Annotated in this window: 16 protein-coding genes; 12 read left to right on the top strand and 4 right to left on the bottom strand. The window is 42.2% G+C overall.

Going from position 1 to position 15,756, the window contains the following annotated elements:
• Positions 1 to 28 precede the first annotated feature (28 nt).
• Positions 29 to 343, bottom strand: a complete 315-nt coding sequence (locus MKY18_RS13450) for a PepSY domain-containing protein (protein ID WP_065098623.1) — start codon at positions 341 to 343, stop codon at positions 29 to 31.
• Positions 344 to 542: 199 nt separating this feature from the next.
• Between MKY18_RS13450 and MKY18_RS13445 the strand changes: the two genes are divergently transcribed.
• On the top strand, positions 543 to 1,616 hold the full coding sequence (locus MKY18_RS13445; RefSeq protein ID WP_106066874.1) for a M42 family metallopeptidase: 1,074 nt from the start codon (positions 543 to 545) through the stop codon (positions 1,614 to 1,616).
• Positions 1,617 to 1,658: 42 nt separating this feature from the next.
• On the opposite strand, the gene MKY18_RS13440 is transcribed toward MKY18_RS13445, so the two are convergent.
• On the bottom strand, positions 1,659 to 2,105 hold the full coding sequence (locus MKY18_RS13440; RefSeq protein ID WP_044142201.1) for a YtoQ family protein: 447 nt from the start codon (positions 2,103 to 2,105) through the stop codon (positions 1,659 to 1,661).
• A gap of 201 nt (positions 2,106 to 2,306) precedes the next feature.
• Here MKY18_RS13440 and MKY18_RS13435 point away from each other — a divergent pair, with 201 nt between their 5' ends.
• The 11 genes from MKY18_RS13435 to ccpA all read left to right on the top strand — a co-directional run bounded on the left by MKY18_RS13435 (position 2,307) and on the right by ccpA (position 13,889).
• Positions 2,307 to 3,335, top strand: coding sequence for a PTS sugar transporter subunit IIC (locus tag MKY18_RS13435; protein WP_065098621.1), 1,029 nt, complete (start codon positions 2,307 to 2,309; stop codon positions 3,333 to 3,335).
• Entirely contained in the window at positions 3,322 to 3,642 is a 321-nt protein-coding gene (locus MKY18_RS13430) for a thioredoxin family protein (RefSeq protein ID WP_003217665.1), read from the top strand. The genes MKY18_RS13435 and MKY18_RS13430 overlap by 14 nt, the downstream gene beginning before the upstream one ends.
• 19 nt (positions 3,643 to 3,661) lie before the next feature.
• A complete protein-coding gene (locus MKY18_RS13425) occupies positions 3,662 to 4,474 on the top strand; it encodes a DUF1444 domain-containing protein (protein ID WP_044142203.1) in 813 nt (270 codons plus the stop codon).
• 16 nt (positions 4,475 to 4,490) lie between these two features.
• Positions 4,491 to 5,096 (top strand): YtpR family tRNA-binding protein, encoded by a 606-nt coding sequence (gene ytpR / locus MKY18_RS13420; protein ID WP_044142204.1) that lies wholly within the window; start codon positions 4,491 to 4,493, stop codon positions 5,094 to 5,096.
• A gap of 196 nt (positions 5,097 to 5,292) precedes the next feature.
• Positions 5,293 to 8,046: a DNA translocase FtsK gene (locus tag MKY18_RS13415; RefSeq protein ID WP_311771795.1), complete on the top strand. Its 2,754-nt coding sequence runs from the start codon at positions 5,293 to 5,295 to the stop codon at positions 8,044 to 8,046.
• Between the two features lie 302 nt (positions 8,047 to 8,348).
• Entirely contained in the window at positions 8,349 to 9,647 is a 1,299-nt protein-coding gene (murC, locus tag MKY18_RS13410; protein WP_065098618.1) for a UDP-N-acetylmuramate--L-alanine ligase, read from the top strand.
• A 225-nt stretch (positions 9,648 to 9,872) separates the two neighbouring features.
• On the top strand, positions 9,873 to 10,292 hold the full coding sequence (locus MKY18_RS13405) for a DUF948 domain-containing protein (protein ID WP_024424855.1): 420 nt from the start codon (positions 9,873 to 9,875) through the stop codon (positions 10,290 to 10,292).
• A 26-nt stretch (positions 10,293 to 10,318) separates the two neighbouring features.
• Positions 10,319 to 10,789, top strand: coding sequence for a YtxH domain-containing protein (locus tag MKY18_RS13400; RefSeq protein WP_065098617.1), 471 nt, complete (start codon positions 10,319 to 10,321; stop codon positions 10,787 to 10,789).
• 33 nt (positions 10,790 to 10,822) lie between these two features.
• A complete protein-coding gene (ytxJ, locus tag MKY18_RS13395; RefSeq protein WP_113768672.1) occupies positions 10,823 to 11,146 on the top strand; it encodes a bacillithiol system redox-active protein YtxJ in 324 nt (107 codons plus the stop codon).
• Positions 11,147 to 11,360: 214 nt separating this feature from the next.
• Positions 11,361 to 12,437, top strand: a complete 1,077-nt coding sequence (locus tag MKY18_RS13390) for a bifunctional 3-deoxy-7-phosphoheptulonate synthase/chorismate mutase (RefSeq protein ID WP_003217626.1) — start codon at positions 11,361 to 11,363, stop codon at positions 12,435 to 12,437.
• A gap of 450 nt (positions 12,438 to 12,887) precedes the next feature.
• Positions 12,888 to 13,889 carry a catabolite control protein A gene (gene ccpA / locus MKY18_RS13385; protein ID WP_034665514.1) on the top strand — a complete coding sequence of 334 codons (1,002 nt, stop codon included), beginning with the start codon at positions 12,888 to 12,890 and terminating at the stop codon, positions 13,887 to 13,889.
• 42 nt (positions 13,890 to 13,931) lie between these two features.
• Here the strand turns inward: ccpA and MKY18_RS13380 are convergent, their stop codons facing one another.
• On the bottom strand, positions 13,932 to 15,092 hold the full coding sequence (locus MKY18_RS13380; protein WP_065098616.1) for an acetoin utilization protein AcuC: 1,161 nt from the start codon (positions 15,090 to 15,092) through the stop codon (positions 13,932 to 13,934).
• Positions 15,089 to 15,730: a CBS and ACT domain-containing protein gene (locus MKY18_RS13375; RefSeq protein WP_126740816.1), complete on the bottom strand. Its 642-nt coding sequence runs from the start codon at positions 15,728 to 15,730 to the stop codon at positions 15,089 to 15,091. The genes MKY18_RS13380 and MKY18_RS13375 overlap by 4 nt, the downstream gene beginning before the upstream one ends.
• Positions 15,731 to 15,756: the final 26 nt, after the last annotated feature.

The following is a 15,756-nucleotide window of genomic DNA, read 5'->3' as shown; positions in this document are numbered from 1 at the left end:
AAGGACACCCTTTGCGAAGCTTTCTTTATCAAGCCACAGAATCAATGACATCCACAATCATGCCTGTTTTGGCATCAATCATGACCTCGTACTGTTCAAGCTCGCCAAAGGCTGAGCGAGTAATGCCAGATTTGTACACATCAATCGTTTCACCATTTACGTTATACGGTTCTGGTACAGTATAAATCCAAGAGCCATCAATCGGGCCGCGCTGTTTAAAAGCGGATTTCACAATTTTTAATGCTTTTTCAGACGAGATATACGTAGGGAAAAATACTTTCTTTGCAACAATTGCAGCGGCTACGCCAATACTCGCACCAATCAGAACATGTTTTAACTTCAACGTGCTGCACCTCCGTATTGCTGTTTTTTCCATTATACAAAACTTGTCCATTGATGTTAAGGAATCCGAATAGTTGAAAGCATATTCAAAATTTCTGGAGAGATACTTGGAAAACCGAAAGAATTCTTATAGTATAAAGTGAGTGTTATTTTTATAGGAATATATATGGTCATTACATAGAAACGAGGTAAATCGTAGAATGAATGAAGAAACATTGTCGCTTTTCCGAAATTTAACAGAATTACAAGGTACTCCAGGTAATGAGCACCATGTGCGTGCTTTTATGAAAAAGGAACTTGAAAAATATTCTGACGAACTCATTCAGGATCGTCTTGGCGGTGTGTTTGGGGTTCGCAAGGGACCAGAGAACGCACCTAAAATCATGGTGGCTGGTCATATGGATGAAGTGGGATTCATGGTTTCATCCATTACAAAAAACGGGATGATACGCTTCCAAACACTCGGCGGCTGGTGGAGTCAAGTCATGCTGGCGCAGCGTGTCGACGTTCATACCGATCACGGGCCAATTCCTGGTGTCGTCTCTAGTACACCGCCTCATCTTCTAACACCAGAACAAAAAAGCAAACCTGTGAAACCATCAGACATGCTCATTGATATTGGTGCAGACAGTGAAGAAGAGGCAAAAGAACTTGGCGTTCGCCCAGGACAGCAAATCGTGCCTGCAACAGTCTTTACCCCTATGGCGAATCCTAAAAAGATTTTAGCGAAGGCTTGGGATAACCGCTATGGCTGCGGACTTGCGATTGAATTATTAAAAGAAATAAAAGACGAACCACTTTCATGTCATCTGTATTCAGGTGCAACGGTTCAGGAAGAAGTAGGGCTTAGAGGGGCAGAAGTAGCTGCGAATATGATTCAGCCGGATCTGTTTTTTGCTTTAGATGCAAGCCCTGCAAACGATGTGACAGGTGACAAAACCCAATTCGGCCAGCTTGGTAAAGGTGCACTTTTGCGTATTTTTGATCGAACCATGATTACGCACCGCGGGATGAAAGACTTTGTACTTGATACGGCTGAGTCAAACAATATTCCATACCAATACTTCGTATCACCAGGTGGTACGGACGCTGGACGTGTGCATATTTCAAACCAAGGTGTGCCTTCTGCTGTCATTGGAGTGTGTGCTCGCTACATTCACACAAGTCATTCAGTATTGCATGTGGATGACTATGCAGCGGCAAAAGAATTAATCGTCCGTCTTGTGAAAAACTGTGATCAAAGTACAGTGGATTCTATATATCAACAGGTGTAAATGTAATCAAAAGGCTGCCTCTTTCAAGAGAGCAGCCTTTTGTTATTGCTGTTCAAACACGTAAGATAACGCTTTGATCGCTTGGTTCACGGTTTCCACAGTGATATTCGCTTTATTTGATAGTTCCTTTAACGGATGGTGCAGTTCTTTTGGGCGGATCAAAATGAGAGGTTTCCCTTTTGCGATGGCAGCAGATGCATCCATTGCCGTGTTCCACTGTTTATATTTCTCACCAAAGCGGGCAATGACGACGTCTGCCTTGTTTAATAGGATCTCAGTACGGAAATTGTTCAAATCAGAAGCAGCATCATCTTTGAATATGGCATTCGGCTGCTCACCTAAAATGTCCTCACCAATGTGATCGGAGCGGTCATGATTCTCCATTGGACCAACAAATGTCACTGGCAGTTTCAACGATTGGCTTTTCTCCTTGATTTCATCACGCCACTTGCTATGAATTTCTCCTGCTAAATAGACGGTTAATTGCATAACGATCTCCTCCTTTTGTACAAACTTAGTAAAGGTTTGCCCTGTTTCTTTTCATGTTACACAAGAAGTGCTTGATAAAGCAAAAAAAATATGATTATGATATTCATGGTAGAGACTATTTTTTCATCGTAAGAATACTACATATAATGGGAAGGACAGGCCTTTTCGTCTTTCCTATGAGAAAGCAGGAAGACGACGTTGATGACTTATTTGAAAAGAAAGGGAATCTCCCTTTCGCCAAAAGTGTACTTCATTGATGCACTCTCTTATATGGCTTTAGGTCTATTTGCTACATTAGTAGTAGGTCTGATTTTAAAAACAGCAGGCGGTTTGTTATCACTTCCGCTCATCATCAAAATGGGAACACTCGCAATGGGGCTCATGGGACCAGCGATTGGCGTAGCCGTGGCGTACCGGTTACAGGCATCTCCATTGATCATTTTTGCAAGTGTTGTTTCAGGTGCTGCAGGAGCAGAGCTTGGTGGACCTGCTGGAAGCTTTGTCGCAGCATTAATTGGTGTAGAACTTGGCAAACTGGTCAGTGGTGAGACAAAAATTGATATTATTTTGACACCGCTTGTCACCATCATCACTGGTTTTTCCACCGCCGCTTTGATCGGTCCAGGGATTGAAGCCATGATGACAGGGCTTGGCAGGCTCATCATGTGGGGGACTGACCAAAGTCCGCTGATCATGGGCATGCTAGTAGCAACCATTGTTGGACTTGCCCTCAGCTCACCAATTTCAAGTGCTGCGCTTGCACTCATGCTTGATTTAAGCGGTCTTGCTGCTGGTGCTGCAACGATCGGCTGCTGCGCTCAAATGGTCGGCTTTGCCGCTGCAGGCTTTAGAGAAAATCGTTTTGGTGGTCTTGCTGCTGTCGGTATTGGCACGTCAAAATTGCAGCTGCCGAACATTGTAAAAAATCCCCTTATCCTTATTCCGCCGACGATAGCGGGCCTCATTCTCGCGCCAATTGGTATTATTGGCTTTGGGATGGTCAATAATGCGGCAGGGGCAGGAATGGGAACGAGTGGCCTTGTTGGACAGCTCATGACACTGACGGTTATGGGATTTCATCCATCTGTTTTTCTAGCGATTGCTCTTTTGCATATCGTTGGCCCGGCAGTGATTAGTTTGGTAGTATCAGAATGGATGAGAAAGAAAGGCTATATACAATTCGGAGATTTAACCATACAAACTGGAGGAATGAAACATGAAAAAAATTGAATCAAACGAAGAATTACAAAAAGTGATTCAAGAAGACTTAACAGTATTGCTATTTTCAGCGGACTGGTGCCCAGACTGCACCTTTATCGAACCATTCTTGCCAGAGCTTGAAGCAAACTACCCAGAATTTGAGTACTTCTATGTGGATAGAGATCAATTTATTGACACTTGCGCAGAGTGGGAAATTTACGGCATTCCAAGCTTTTTAGTATTTAAAAATGGGCAAGAGATTAACCGCTTTGTCAGCAAGGATCGTAAAACGAAGGAAGAGATTGAAGCATTTTTAACAGATTCTCTTTCTAAATAATGAAAGGAGAGTCTAAATCATGGCAAAAATGACATCAAGACAGCTTGCGAACGAACTCAAAAGCCGTCTGACAAATGACAGCTGGTCACACCAGTTTGACCGAGAAAAAGACACGCTTCGTATTGAAGATAAACAAACAGGCAAAGGGATCACACTAGAGCTCCCGCCAATCATTGCAAAGTGGGAAGTAAAGCCTGATGAAACATTGGATGAGATCGTTTATTATGTGAAAGAGGCGCTAAGTGCCATGAAAGGCGAAGCGCAGCACATCTCAGGAAAAGAAAAGCAAATTTATCCGGTCATTCGATCCACTTCCTTTCCCGAGACATCAAGTGACGAGATTCCGCTCGTTTTTGATGAGCATACAGCTGAAACGAGAATCTACTATGCACTTGACCTTGGAAGCACCTACAGGTTAATTGATGAAAAGATGCTTCAAAAGGAAAACTGGACAAAAGAGCGAATCAGGGAAACCGCAAGCTTCAATGTCCGCTCACTTGAAACTGTGGTGAAAATGGATGAAGTGGCAGGCAACCGGTTTTATTTCTTCCGTGCGAATGACGGATATGATGCAAGCAGACTTTTAAATGAATCGATTTTACAAGAATACGCGCAAAAAATAGAAGGACAGATGGCCATTTCTGTCCCCCATCAAGATGTATTCATCATTGCAGATGTTCGCAATGAATCAGGCTATGATATTTTAGGACAGATGTCGATGAGCTTCTTCGCCAGCGGCACGGTTCCGATTACCGCATTGTCATTTTTATATGATGAGGGCAAGCTTGAACCGATTTTTATTCTTGCTAAAAGCAGACCAAAACAGCAGTAGAAGGGAATTTTGAAGAATGAACGTTTTTTATAATGCAGAAGGTGTAGGCGACACACTCCTTATTTCATTGAAAGATGTGACGAGAGAAGAAGTAGGTCATGAGACGTTTGGAGATGTCGTAAGAATCTTCAATCAAGAAACAAAAGAAACAACAGGTTTTAATATCTTCAATGCGTCCACTTACATGAAAATTGAAGAAAACGGATCTGTACCGCTTTCTGAAACACTTGTTCAAGATATCAACGAAATTTTAAACCGCAATGGTGTCAGTGAAACGTTGACTGTGGATCTATCACCAAAATTTGTTGTCGGTTATGTAAAGGAAAAAGAAAAGCATCCGAATGCAGATAAATTAAACATTTGCCAAGTGGATGTTGGCGATGAAACATTACAAATCGTGTGCGGTGCACCAAACGTTGATCAAGGTCAATATGTCGTGGTTGCAAAGGTTGGGGCAGTGATGCCAAGCGGTTTAATCATCAAAGATGCTGAGCTAAGAGGTGTTCCATCAAGCGGAATGATTTGTTCAGCAAAAGAATTAGATCTTCCAGACGCGCCTGCTGAAAAAGGAATTCTTGTTCTAGAGGGAAGCCATCAAGCTGGCGAACCCTTTCAAGCATAACCTCCCATAAACGGGCACATCAGAGCGAAGATTGTGTTATACCAAAAGTCACTAAGTACGTACTTAGTGACTTTTTTTCATCTACAGACAGCACAAATAGCAAAGAGCGGCACTTTTCTCGCTTTTCTGCATGAAAAAGCAATGGTATACTAAAAATCGCCCAAGAAAACGTAAGGGGAGTTAAAGTGAGTGATAAATGATGAGTTGGTTAGATAAATTTTTTAGTGTATTTTTAGGAGAAGAAAAGAAAGAAGAAAAAGCTGTGAGACCTGAGGAAGGTCCAGTTGCACCAAAGCAGCCAGTTTTTGAACAGCATAAAGAATATAAAAAAATTGAAGATACAAAAGTCTATTATGAATATCCGACAGGCAACTTCCGCTTTCCGCTCGTTCCAGATGAACCTCAGCGTGACGGAGTAAAGCAGGAAAGAAGACGCCCAAAGCAAGGCCAGCCAAAGGCTAAGCAGAAGACCTATGAGTCAAAACAAACGGTTCAGCCTGACATGAATAAAAAGCCATTCAAACCAGAGCAAATTCCATCACCGATCTATGGCTATCATCAGGATATGCGTCCGAAACGAACAGAGTCGAAAGAAGAATCATCTTCTGTTCAAATGAAAGCAGCAGAAACAGCGCAGCGTGTCACCCTGTTATCAGAAGAGGCAGAGCGTGAACGAAATGTCAGACAGCAAATGAACATTCCATCAATACGGAAAGAAAATCGTATGGAAGAAACAGTTCCAGCGCCAGCAGAAGAAAGAGTGGACATGCAAACAGACGTGACCCCGCTTACTTTGCAAGAGGAGCTCGCTTATCACGATCACGTTCAATCAACGATGGAGCGTTTAAATGACGAGCCTTTCATTCAAACAGAGGAAAAAGAGCCAGCCTTTTCTGAGCCTCAAGACCACATTGAAGCTGACTTACATCATCAGCAAGCCGAAGTATATCACGAACCGCCGGTAGAGTCTGAGCCTGTACAGGATGTTTCCAGTGAAAACGAAGAAATACAAGACAAACCGGTAGAACAGTTTGTAGATCATACTCAGGAAATAGAAATAGAACCGTTGACATTCGAAACAGCGGAAGACACGCATTCCGCTATTGAAATGGAAGTAGACATGCCGGCAGAAGAAGTAGAGGTACTAGACGTCATCTCAGCAGAATCAGTCGAGGAAATAGAAGCTGATTCCTTAGAAGACCATCAAGAAGAAGTGCCAGCGGCAGCATTAGAAGAAACAGAGCCAGTTGCCGAGCATGATCTGCAAGAAGAGCAATTGATAGAAGAAGCGGAAATAGTAGAAGATCAAGTGGTGCCAATAGAACAAGAAGCAGACGAACAGACCGCTACTGAACGAGTAGAACCTGTCATAGAGCAGCAAGAAAAGCAAGAACAAGTGCATGAAGTGATGGAAGAAAAACCGAAACAGGCATCTCCTCAGCCACAACGTACAAGCGGACAAACCTCAACGGTTCCTTTTAACGTCATGATGTTAAAAAGTGATCAACGCGTGCAAGGACAAAAGAAAGCAGCAGATGGACAAGGATATGTGTTTCCAAGCCTCGCCCTTTTAGATGTACCTCCGGCTCAAAAAGGAGAGGACGGGACATGGGTGAAAGAGCGGGCAGAGCTGCTCAATGCCACGCTGAAAAATTTCAATGTCAGAGCAAGTGTTGTTCATGTCACGCAAGGCCCTTCTGTGACAAGATTTGAAGTACATCCAGAACCAGGTGTCAAAGTGAACAAAATCACGAACCTGTCAGATGATATTAAACTCAGTTTGTCCGCAAAGGATATACGAATTGAAGCACCGATTCCAGGAAAGAACACGATCGGGATTGAAGTGCCGAACCTTCACAGCAAAATGGTTTTCTTACGAGAGATGATCAGAAGCAGTGCATTTAGAGACAATCCATCTCCTTTAACAGCAGCACTTGGATTAGATATCTCAGGACAGCCTGTTGTCGTTGATTTGCAAAAAATGCCGCATGGCTTAATTGCTGGAGCAACAGGTTCAGGAAAAAGTGTCTGCATCAATACCATTTTAGTAAGCTTAATGTTTAAAGCATCACCAGATGAAGTGAAAATGCTGTTAATCGACCCTAAAATGGTCGAATTAGCGCCGTATAATCATATTCCGCATCTCGTGAGTCCTGTTATCACTGATGCTAAGACAGCGACAGCTGCTCTGAAATGGGTAGTGGATGAAATGGAAAGACGCTACGAGCTGTTTGCGCACTCTGGTGTGAGAGAAATCAAACGATTCAATGAGCTTGTCAAAGAAAAACAAATGGGTGAAAAACTACCTTATCTTGTCGTGGTGATCGATGAGCTCGCTGATTTAATGATGGTCGCACCAAATGAAGTCGAAGAAAGCATTTGCCGAATCGCGCAAAAAGCAAGAGCGTGCGGCATTCACTTATTGATTGCGACACAAAGACCTTCTGTAGATGTCATCACAGGTCTGATTAAAGCCAATATTCCAACAAGAATTGCTTTCTCTGTCTCAAGTCAGGTAGATTCTAGAACGATCATCGACATGGCAGGTGCAGAAAAGCTTCTCGGAAAAGGAGACATGCTCTTCTTAGAAAATGGCTCCGGCAAGCCTACGAGGCTGCAAGGGAACTTTGTATCAGACCGCGAGATCGATCAAGTAGTGGCACATGTGAGGAAACAGCGCAAGCCGGTGTTTCTTTTCGAACAGGAGGAATTAATGCTTCAAGGCTCTGCGATTACAGATGAAGACGAATTGTTTATGGATGCCTGCCGTTTTGCCATTGAGCAGAATAGCGCTAGTACATCGAGTTTGCAGAGAAGATTTAGAATTGGCTACAATCGTGCAGCCAGATTGATCGACATGATGGAACGCGAGGGCATGATCTCTGGTGCAAAAGGCAGTAAGCCAAGGGAAGTCCTCATGACACTGAGTGACTTAGAACAGCTGATCTAAACAAACCACTTCATTTTTTTCATAAACATGGTATGATAGCACATAGGTGCAATTTTTGAATTGGACGCTTTTCGCATGCCTGTCAGAACGCTTTTTTATGTAAAATGAGCGAAAGCAGGTGTTAGAAATAGGAAAGTTGTCGGATACTAATCATAGTTAATATTGATTAGAATAGGAAGATCGGAAAAAATCTTTATTTGGAGCTGCGATCTGTGAGCCGCTAGAGGCGAAAATCACAAGTTGCAAATTGAAATGAGCGTCATATACTGTAAGTCAGATAGACGTTTGTTGGAGGTACAATTATGACTGTTTATCATTTTGTTGGAATAAAAGGGACAGGTATGAGTCCACTGGCCCAAATTCTTCATGATACTGGGTATACTGTCCAAGGATCGGATATCGAAAAACATATCTTTACACAAAAAGCATTAGAAGAACGAAATATTAAAATTCTTCCATTTGACCCAGATAATATTCAGCCAGGGATGACCGTCATTGCAGGTAATGCATTTCCTGATACACACCCTGAGATTGAACGCGCCCTTTCTGAAGGGATTCCTGTCATTCGTTACCATAAATTCCTTGGAGAATACATGGATACATTCACAAACGTTGCGATTACTGGTGCTCATGGTAAAACGTCAACAACAGGTCTGCTTGCCCATGTGATGCAATCAGCGAAACCAACTTCATACTTAATCGGTGATGGATCTGGTATGGGGAAAGAAAACAGCGAGTATTTTGTATTTGAAGCATGCGAATACCGCAGACACTTCCTCAGCTATCATCCAGACTATGCGATCATGACCAATATTGATTTTGATCATCCTGATTACTTCTCGGATATTGACGACGTGTTTGATGCGTTTCAAAACATGGCACTTCAAGTGAAAAAAGCCATTATCGCTTGCGGTGATGATGAGCATCTGCCTAAGATTCAAGCGAAGGTACCTGTTGTGTACTACGGTTTCAATGAAGAAAATGATTTCCAAGCACGCAATGTTGTGAAAAACACGGAAGGCACTACATTTGATGTCTTTGTACGAAATACGTTTTATGATACCTTCTACATCCCTGCCTATGGAAATCATAATGTCCTTAATTCATTAGCTGTGATTGCATTATGTCACTATGAAGCCATTGATGTAGAACTCATCAAAGGGGCACTAACGACATTTGGTGGTGTCAAACGCCGCTTTAATGAAAAAGTAGTCGGTGAGCAGGTTTTAATTGACGACTATGCCCATCACCCAACGGAGATTGAAGTCACAATTGAAGCAGCACGCCAAAAGTATCCAGACCGTGATATTGTCGCTGTCTTCCAGCCACATACCTTCACACGTACACAGCAATTCTTAAGTGAATTTGCTGATAGTCTGAAAAAAGCGGACTATGTATACCTATGCGATATTTTCGGTTCAGCCCGTGAAAACATTGGGAAGCTGAGTATCGAAGATTTACGAGAAAAAATCCCGCAGGCCCAATTGATTGCAGAAGAAGATACATCTGTGCTGAAAGCGCACAAAGATGGGATTCTGATCTTTATGGGAGCAGGAGACATTCAAAAATATTTGCGTGCTTATGAAAAAGTCGCTGTATAAATACTTAAACGAAAAGTGCCGTTTTGATCGGCACTTTTTTTATTTTGAATAAAATGTGACAAAGGGGCTAAATGTGTCAAGAACTGCTGCTTTTTTTCATTCGCTGTGGACAGGAATTAGCCAATAAGTGTAGAATTATTAATCAATCGGTCATTCTAAGCGATGTTTGAATGATACAACGAGAGGGTATTGAATTAAATATGCCCGCAACAAAGGAGGTATCAGATGATTATTATTCTATATCTAAGCGTTGCACTGATCGCAATTGCTTTCCTCATTCTTGTCATCTACTTGTCCAAAACATTAAAATCCTTACAGCTGACATTAAAGAATGTTGCATCAACTTTAGAAGGTCTTGAAGGTCAGATGCAAGGGATCACCACAGAGACAGCACAGTTGCTACATAAGACGAATCAGCTTGCTGAAGATATTCAAGACAAATCGGCAAAACTCAACACAGTTGTGGATGCGGTGCAGGGAATTGGCGGCTCGATCAACCAATTTAATACAAGCATAAAGCAGGCAGCTGGTGCGGTTTCTTCATCCGTTGAACGAAATCAAGAAAAAGTCACGGATGTGGTAAGCTGGAGTAACGCAGCACTTGAAATTTATAAAAAATGGAAACAACGAAAACACCAAAAATAAACCATTTTCGCATAGGAGGAATAATCATGAGCAAAGACGGAATCAATAGCAAAGACTTTTTGATCGGAACACTTATTGGTGGCATAGTTGGTGCAACAACAGCATTATTCTTAGCGCCGAAGTCAGGGAAAGAGCTTCGCGATGATTTGAACAACCAAGCGAATGCTTTAAAAGACAAAACAGATCAACTCACAACAGATGCAAAGGAAAAAGGCACTGAATATGTGACGATTGCGAAAGATAAAACGTCTGAATTATCTCAGCTGGTGGCAGAGCAGTCAAACCAAATTTTAGACAAAGTGAAAGACATAAAAGAACGTGCAGCTGGAAAAGCTAATCATGTGAAAAGTGAAGCAGAAGATGCGGCAGCTGATCTTGCGAGCGAAGCGTCAGATGTAGCAGATGAAGCCAAAGTAAGAGCACAAGAAGCGAAATCAGAAATTGAAGATGGCATTAAAGATGTCAAAGAAAAAGTAGAACAATCAACTAAAGGCTAACTCTTACTGCACAGAGTGAAGAAGGAGAACATCATGTCAAAACAACTCATTGAAACAAAAGAACAGTTTGATCAACTAACGAATCAAGATGGGACCTTTGTCTTTTTTAAGCACAGTTTGACATGTCCGATCAGTCAAGCGGCTTTTCAAGAGTTTGAAGCATTTGCGTCTGCACATGAAGACGTGCCAACTTATTTCTTGCAAATTCAAAACACAAGAGAGCTTTCATCCTATGTGACAGAAAAGTCAGGGGTAAAGCACGAAAGTCCCCAGGCACTCGTCTTTAGCGGTGGAAAAGTAAAATGGCATGCATCCCACTCAAGCATTACAAAAGAAGCGCTTGAACATAATGTGTAGAAGAAACGTCAGCAATTGCTGACGTTTTTTTGATAAAAAAAGGTTTACTTCAATCAAAACTATGCTATAATCTTACACATAATACTTTATCGCTTAAAAGCGTTTGGGTAATAAAGAAAATTTTCGTGACAATTCCGAAATCTTTGTTTATAATAAACCCTATCATGAGAGAATGAAAAAAAAGCGAGAACAGGCAGAGGAAAGGATGACAAAAATGAGCAACAATGAACTAGAACAATTGAGACAGCAGGCAGATGAACTAAATCTTCAAATCTTAAAACTGATCAATGAAAGAGGAAGCATTGTAAAAGAAATTGGAAAGGCGAAAGAAGCGCAAGGTGTCAACCGTTATGATCCTGTCAGAGAGCGCACAATGCTGAACCAAATTCTTGAAGCAAATGACGGACCATTCGAAAACTCAACAATTCAGCATATTTTCAAAGAGATTTTCAAAGCAGGCCTAGAGCTTCAAGAAGATGACCACAGCAAAGCACTTCTTGTTTCTCGTAAGAAAAAATCGGAAAATACAATCGTGAACATCAATGGAGAAGCGATCGGTGATGGGAAACAGCGTTTCATCGTTGGACCATGTGCTGTTGAAAGCTACGAGCAAGTCGCAGAAGTGGCGGCAGCAGCGAAACAGCAAGGACTAAAACTACTTCGCGGAGGTGCATTTAAACCACGCACAAGTCCATACGATTTCCAAGGACTTGGTGTAGACGGTCTGAAAATTCTAAAGCGTGTAGCGGATGAATACGGTCTTGCTGTCATTAGTGAAATCGTCAATCCTGCTCATATTGAAGAAGCGATTGAGCATATCGATGTCATCCAAATTGGTGCACGAAACATGCAAAATTTCGAGCTATTAAAAGCAGCCGGATCTGTGAAGAAACCAGTTCTTTTAAAACGTGGTCTTGCAGCGACTATTTCAGAATTCATCAATGCAGCTGAATACATCATCGCCCAAGGAAATGACCAAATCATCCTTTGCGAGCGCGGTATCCGCACATATGAAACAGCGACAAGAAATACACTAGATATTTCTGCTGTGCCAATCTTGAAACAAGAAACACATTTACCAGTCTTTGTTGATGTGACGCACTCAACTGGACGTAGAGATCTTCTCCTTCCAACAGCGAAAGCAGCTCTTGCGATTGGAGCAGACGGTGTCATGGCAGAAGTGCATCCAGATCCATCTGTTGCTCTATCTGACTCAGCGCAGCAAATGGACATTCCTCAATTCGAAAAATGGTTAGATGCGTTAAGACCACTTGTTAACATTCACGCGTAATCATAGATAGAAAGCCGCCGGATGACTGCCCGGCGGTTTTTCTATGGATAAAACATGATGGATATTGGGAATGAAAGGAAAAGAGCACATTGCAAGCTTTAAAAGTGCTTGTTCACAATGTTTTCATTTTTAAAATTCAATAGAATCTGCTAAGATCGTTGTCATAGCTGACGTTCTAGACGATTTTTCATGAAATATGATTCAATTTACAGGTAACAAGCTCATTAAAGTTTGTTTAATTTAGTTATAAAAAGAAAGGGAACGTTTTCATATGGTGAAAAAACGTGTATAATTTCATAAAAGAATGTCATTTTGATGTAGATTGAAAAATTATGTGTCTCTTTTCATCGTTTTAATGACAAATAGGATATTATTTTCCTCGTATCTGACATGTCTCTATCCAATTGGTGAATGCTATAGATATGAAGTGTATTTGAAGGAGTGATTTATGTGAATAATGTTACAATATATGATGTAGCAAGAGAAGCAAATGTAAGTATGGCAACGGTATCACGCGTAGTGAATGGGAATCCGAATGTAAAACCAACAACAAGAAAAAAGGTACTTGAAGCGATTGATCGCCTTGGCTATCGCCCGAATGCTGTGGCGCGAGGCCTTGCAAGTAAAAAAACAACAACGGTTGGGGTCATCATCCCTGATATTTCTAGTATCTTCTATTCGGAGCTTGCTCGCGGAATTGAAGATATCGCCACAATGTATAAGTACAACATCATTTTGAGCAACTCAGATCAAAATACCGATAAAGAGCTCCATCTTTTAAATACAATGCTAGGTAAACAAGTAGATGGGATTGTCTTTATGGGTGGGAATATCACAGATGTGCTTGTTGAAGAATTTAAGCGCTCTCCTGTGCCAATTGTTCTTGCTGCATCTGTTGAAGAGCAGGCTCAAACACCATCTGTCAACATCAACTACGAGCAAGCGATTTATGATTCAGTTCAGCTTTTAGTTGAAAAAGGACATAAGCGAATTGCCTTCGTATCTGGCCCAATGTCAGAACCGATTAACTCTATGAGAAAGCTTGCAGGCTATAAGCGTGCGCTTGAAGAAGCGGGCATCGCATTTGACGATGCGCTCGTCGCTGAAGGCGATTATTCGTATGATTCTGGAATTGAATCACTTGCTCACTTGCTTGAGCAGTCTGACAAGCCGACAGCTGTTATTGCGGCTACGGATGAAATGGCGCTAGGTGTCATTCATGGAGCACAAGATAGAGGCGTATCCATTCCTGAGGATTTAGAAGTGATTGGTTTTGATAACACGAGACTTTCTCTCATGGTGCGTCCTCAGCTGACAACTGTTGTTCAGCCGACGTATGATATTGGTGCTGTCGCAATGAGACTGCTGACAAAGCTGATGAACAAAGAGCAAGTGGATGACCAAATTGTGGAACTTCCACACAGAATTGAAGAAAGACAATCAACAAAATAAAACGAAAAAGCAGGCTTACACATCAGTGAATGCCTGCTTTTCTTATGCATTTTTCTTTTCTCGTCTAACGGGCATCAGTGCTTTTTCTACAGTTTGAGCATTTTTTTCTGTGATTTCTGCTTTTCTTGGGATCGGTGGATATAAATCGTCAGGATCTCCCCATGTGGATGGCAGGGTGACAGGCGATTGTTTATGCCAAGCCTGAACCCAGTCCTGAGGCAGTTCATCAGGCGGTGTAATGCCTTTCATTTCAAGCCAAATCCGGCTCCACGCCCTTGGCACGACACGCCAAATATCATATCCTCCTCCGCCGACAGCGATCCATTTGCCATCACAATATTGATGCGCTAACTCATGGGCAAGTCTAGGAATTTCCTCATATATTTTCATGGTGGCAGATAAATGGGTTAACGGATCATAGTAGTGTGCGTCTGCACCGTTTTGCGTCAAAATCACATCTGGTTTAAAAAAAGCAGCAATTTCAGTCACTGCTGTTCGGTATGCTTCAAGGAACGATTCGTCTTCTGTAAATGCATCAAGCGGAATATTGTAGGCGTAGCCATAGCCTTTATCATGACCTCTTTCCTGTACTTGTCCAGTTCCAGGGAACAAATAGCGTCCCGTTTCATGAATTGAGACTGTACAAACCTCAGGGTCGTCATAGAAACTGAATTGTACACCATCTCCGTGATGGGCATCCGTATCAATATACAAAATTCTTGCACCGTATGTCTTTTGAATATATTGAATCGCCACTGAGCTGTCATTATAAATACAGAAGCCAGATGCACGCCCTTTAAACCCGTGATGAAGTCCCCCGCCAAGATTCAGTGCATGCTGCGAGTGTCCCATCATTACTTGGTCAACGGCTGTGAGTGTCCCGCCAACAAGGAGAGAAGCTGCCTCATGCATACCTGCAAACATCGGTGTATCCTCCGTACCAAGACCGTAGCGCTCACCCTCTGCTGTAGAGAGCTTTCCTTCACTAGCCCGCTGCACAGCTTGAATATAATCGGCTGTATGGACGAGCTTTAATTCCTCAAGGGTCGCCATACGCGGTGCGACGATCTCATCATTTGTTAACGCCTTCATTTTTTGAAGCAGGTCATATGTTAAGTAGACACGAAGCTGATTGAAGGGATGGTCTTGGTGAAACTGGTACGTTTGAAAAGAGGGTGAAAAAACAAAGGTCGCTTCCTTCATTTGATCGTCTGCTCCATAGGCCACAGCACCTTATAGCCTTTTGCACGAATCAGCTTCGTCACATGATCTGCATGCATGGTTTGAAGGCGGAAGACGAGTACTTTAGATGATTCATTTGCATGCGGATACACAAGCACACTCAGCATTTGAATATGCTGCTCCTTTAAAATGGTCGTAATGTCAGCAAGACCTTCTGTCATTTGGTCCACTTCTACCTCTAAGTGTGACCCAGGCTGATCTGCACCTGTCAGTCTGACAAACGTACGAAGCAAATCAGTCTTTGTGATAATGCCTACAAGCTTGCCGCGTCTCACTACTGGAAGGCAGCCAATTCCGTGTTCAAAAAAGACACTAGAAATCTCTTCAACGAAATCAAGCGGATGAGCAGTAATCGTCTCTAATACCATGATCTCTTCAACAGGCCGCTGAATAAAGAGCTTCCTTTTTTCTGTTTCAAATATACTTGGACTGGCATTTTTAATATCTCGATCTGTCACCATCCCAATGACAGAACCTTGATCAGATACGATCGGAATATGCCGAATGTGATGTGCACTCATTTTTTTTATGGCTTCTTCAATCGTATCGGTTTTTCGCAGCGTGATCACATCACGCTTCATAATTTGTTCAATCATCATTGTTTACCAATCCCCTTTGCCAAAAA

The organism is Bacillus sp. FSL R7-0672 (assembly GCF_038601465.1).
Classification (GTDB): Bacteria; Bacillota; Bacilli; order Bacillales; family Bacillaceae; genus Bacillus; species Bacillus pumilus.
The sequence above is the reverse complement of the archived record's forward strand: the minus strand, read 5'-3'. Positions and strand labels throughout refer to the sequence as shown.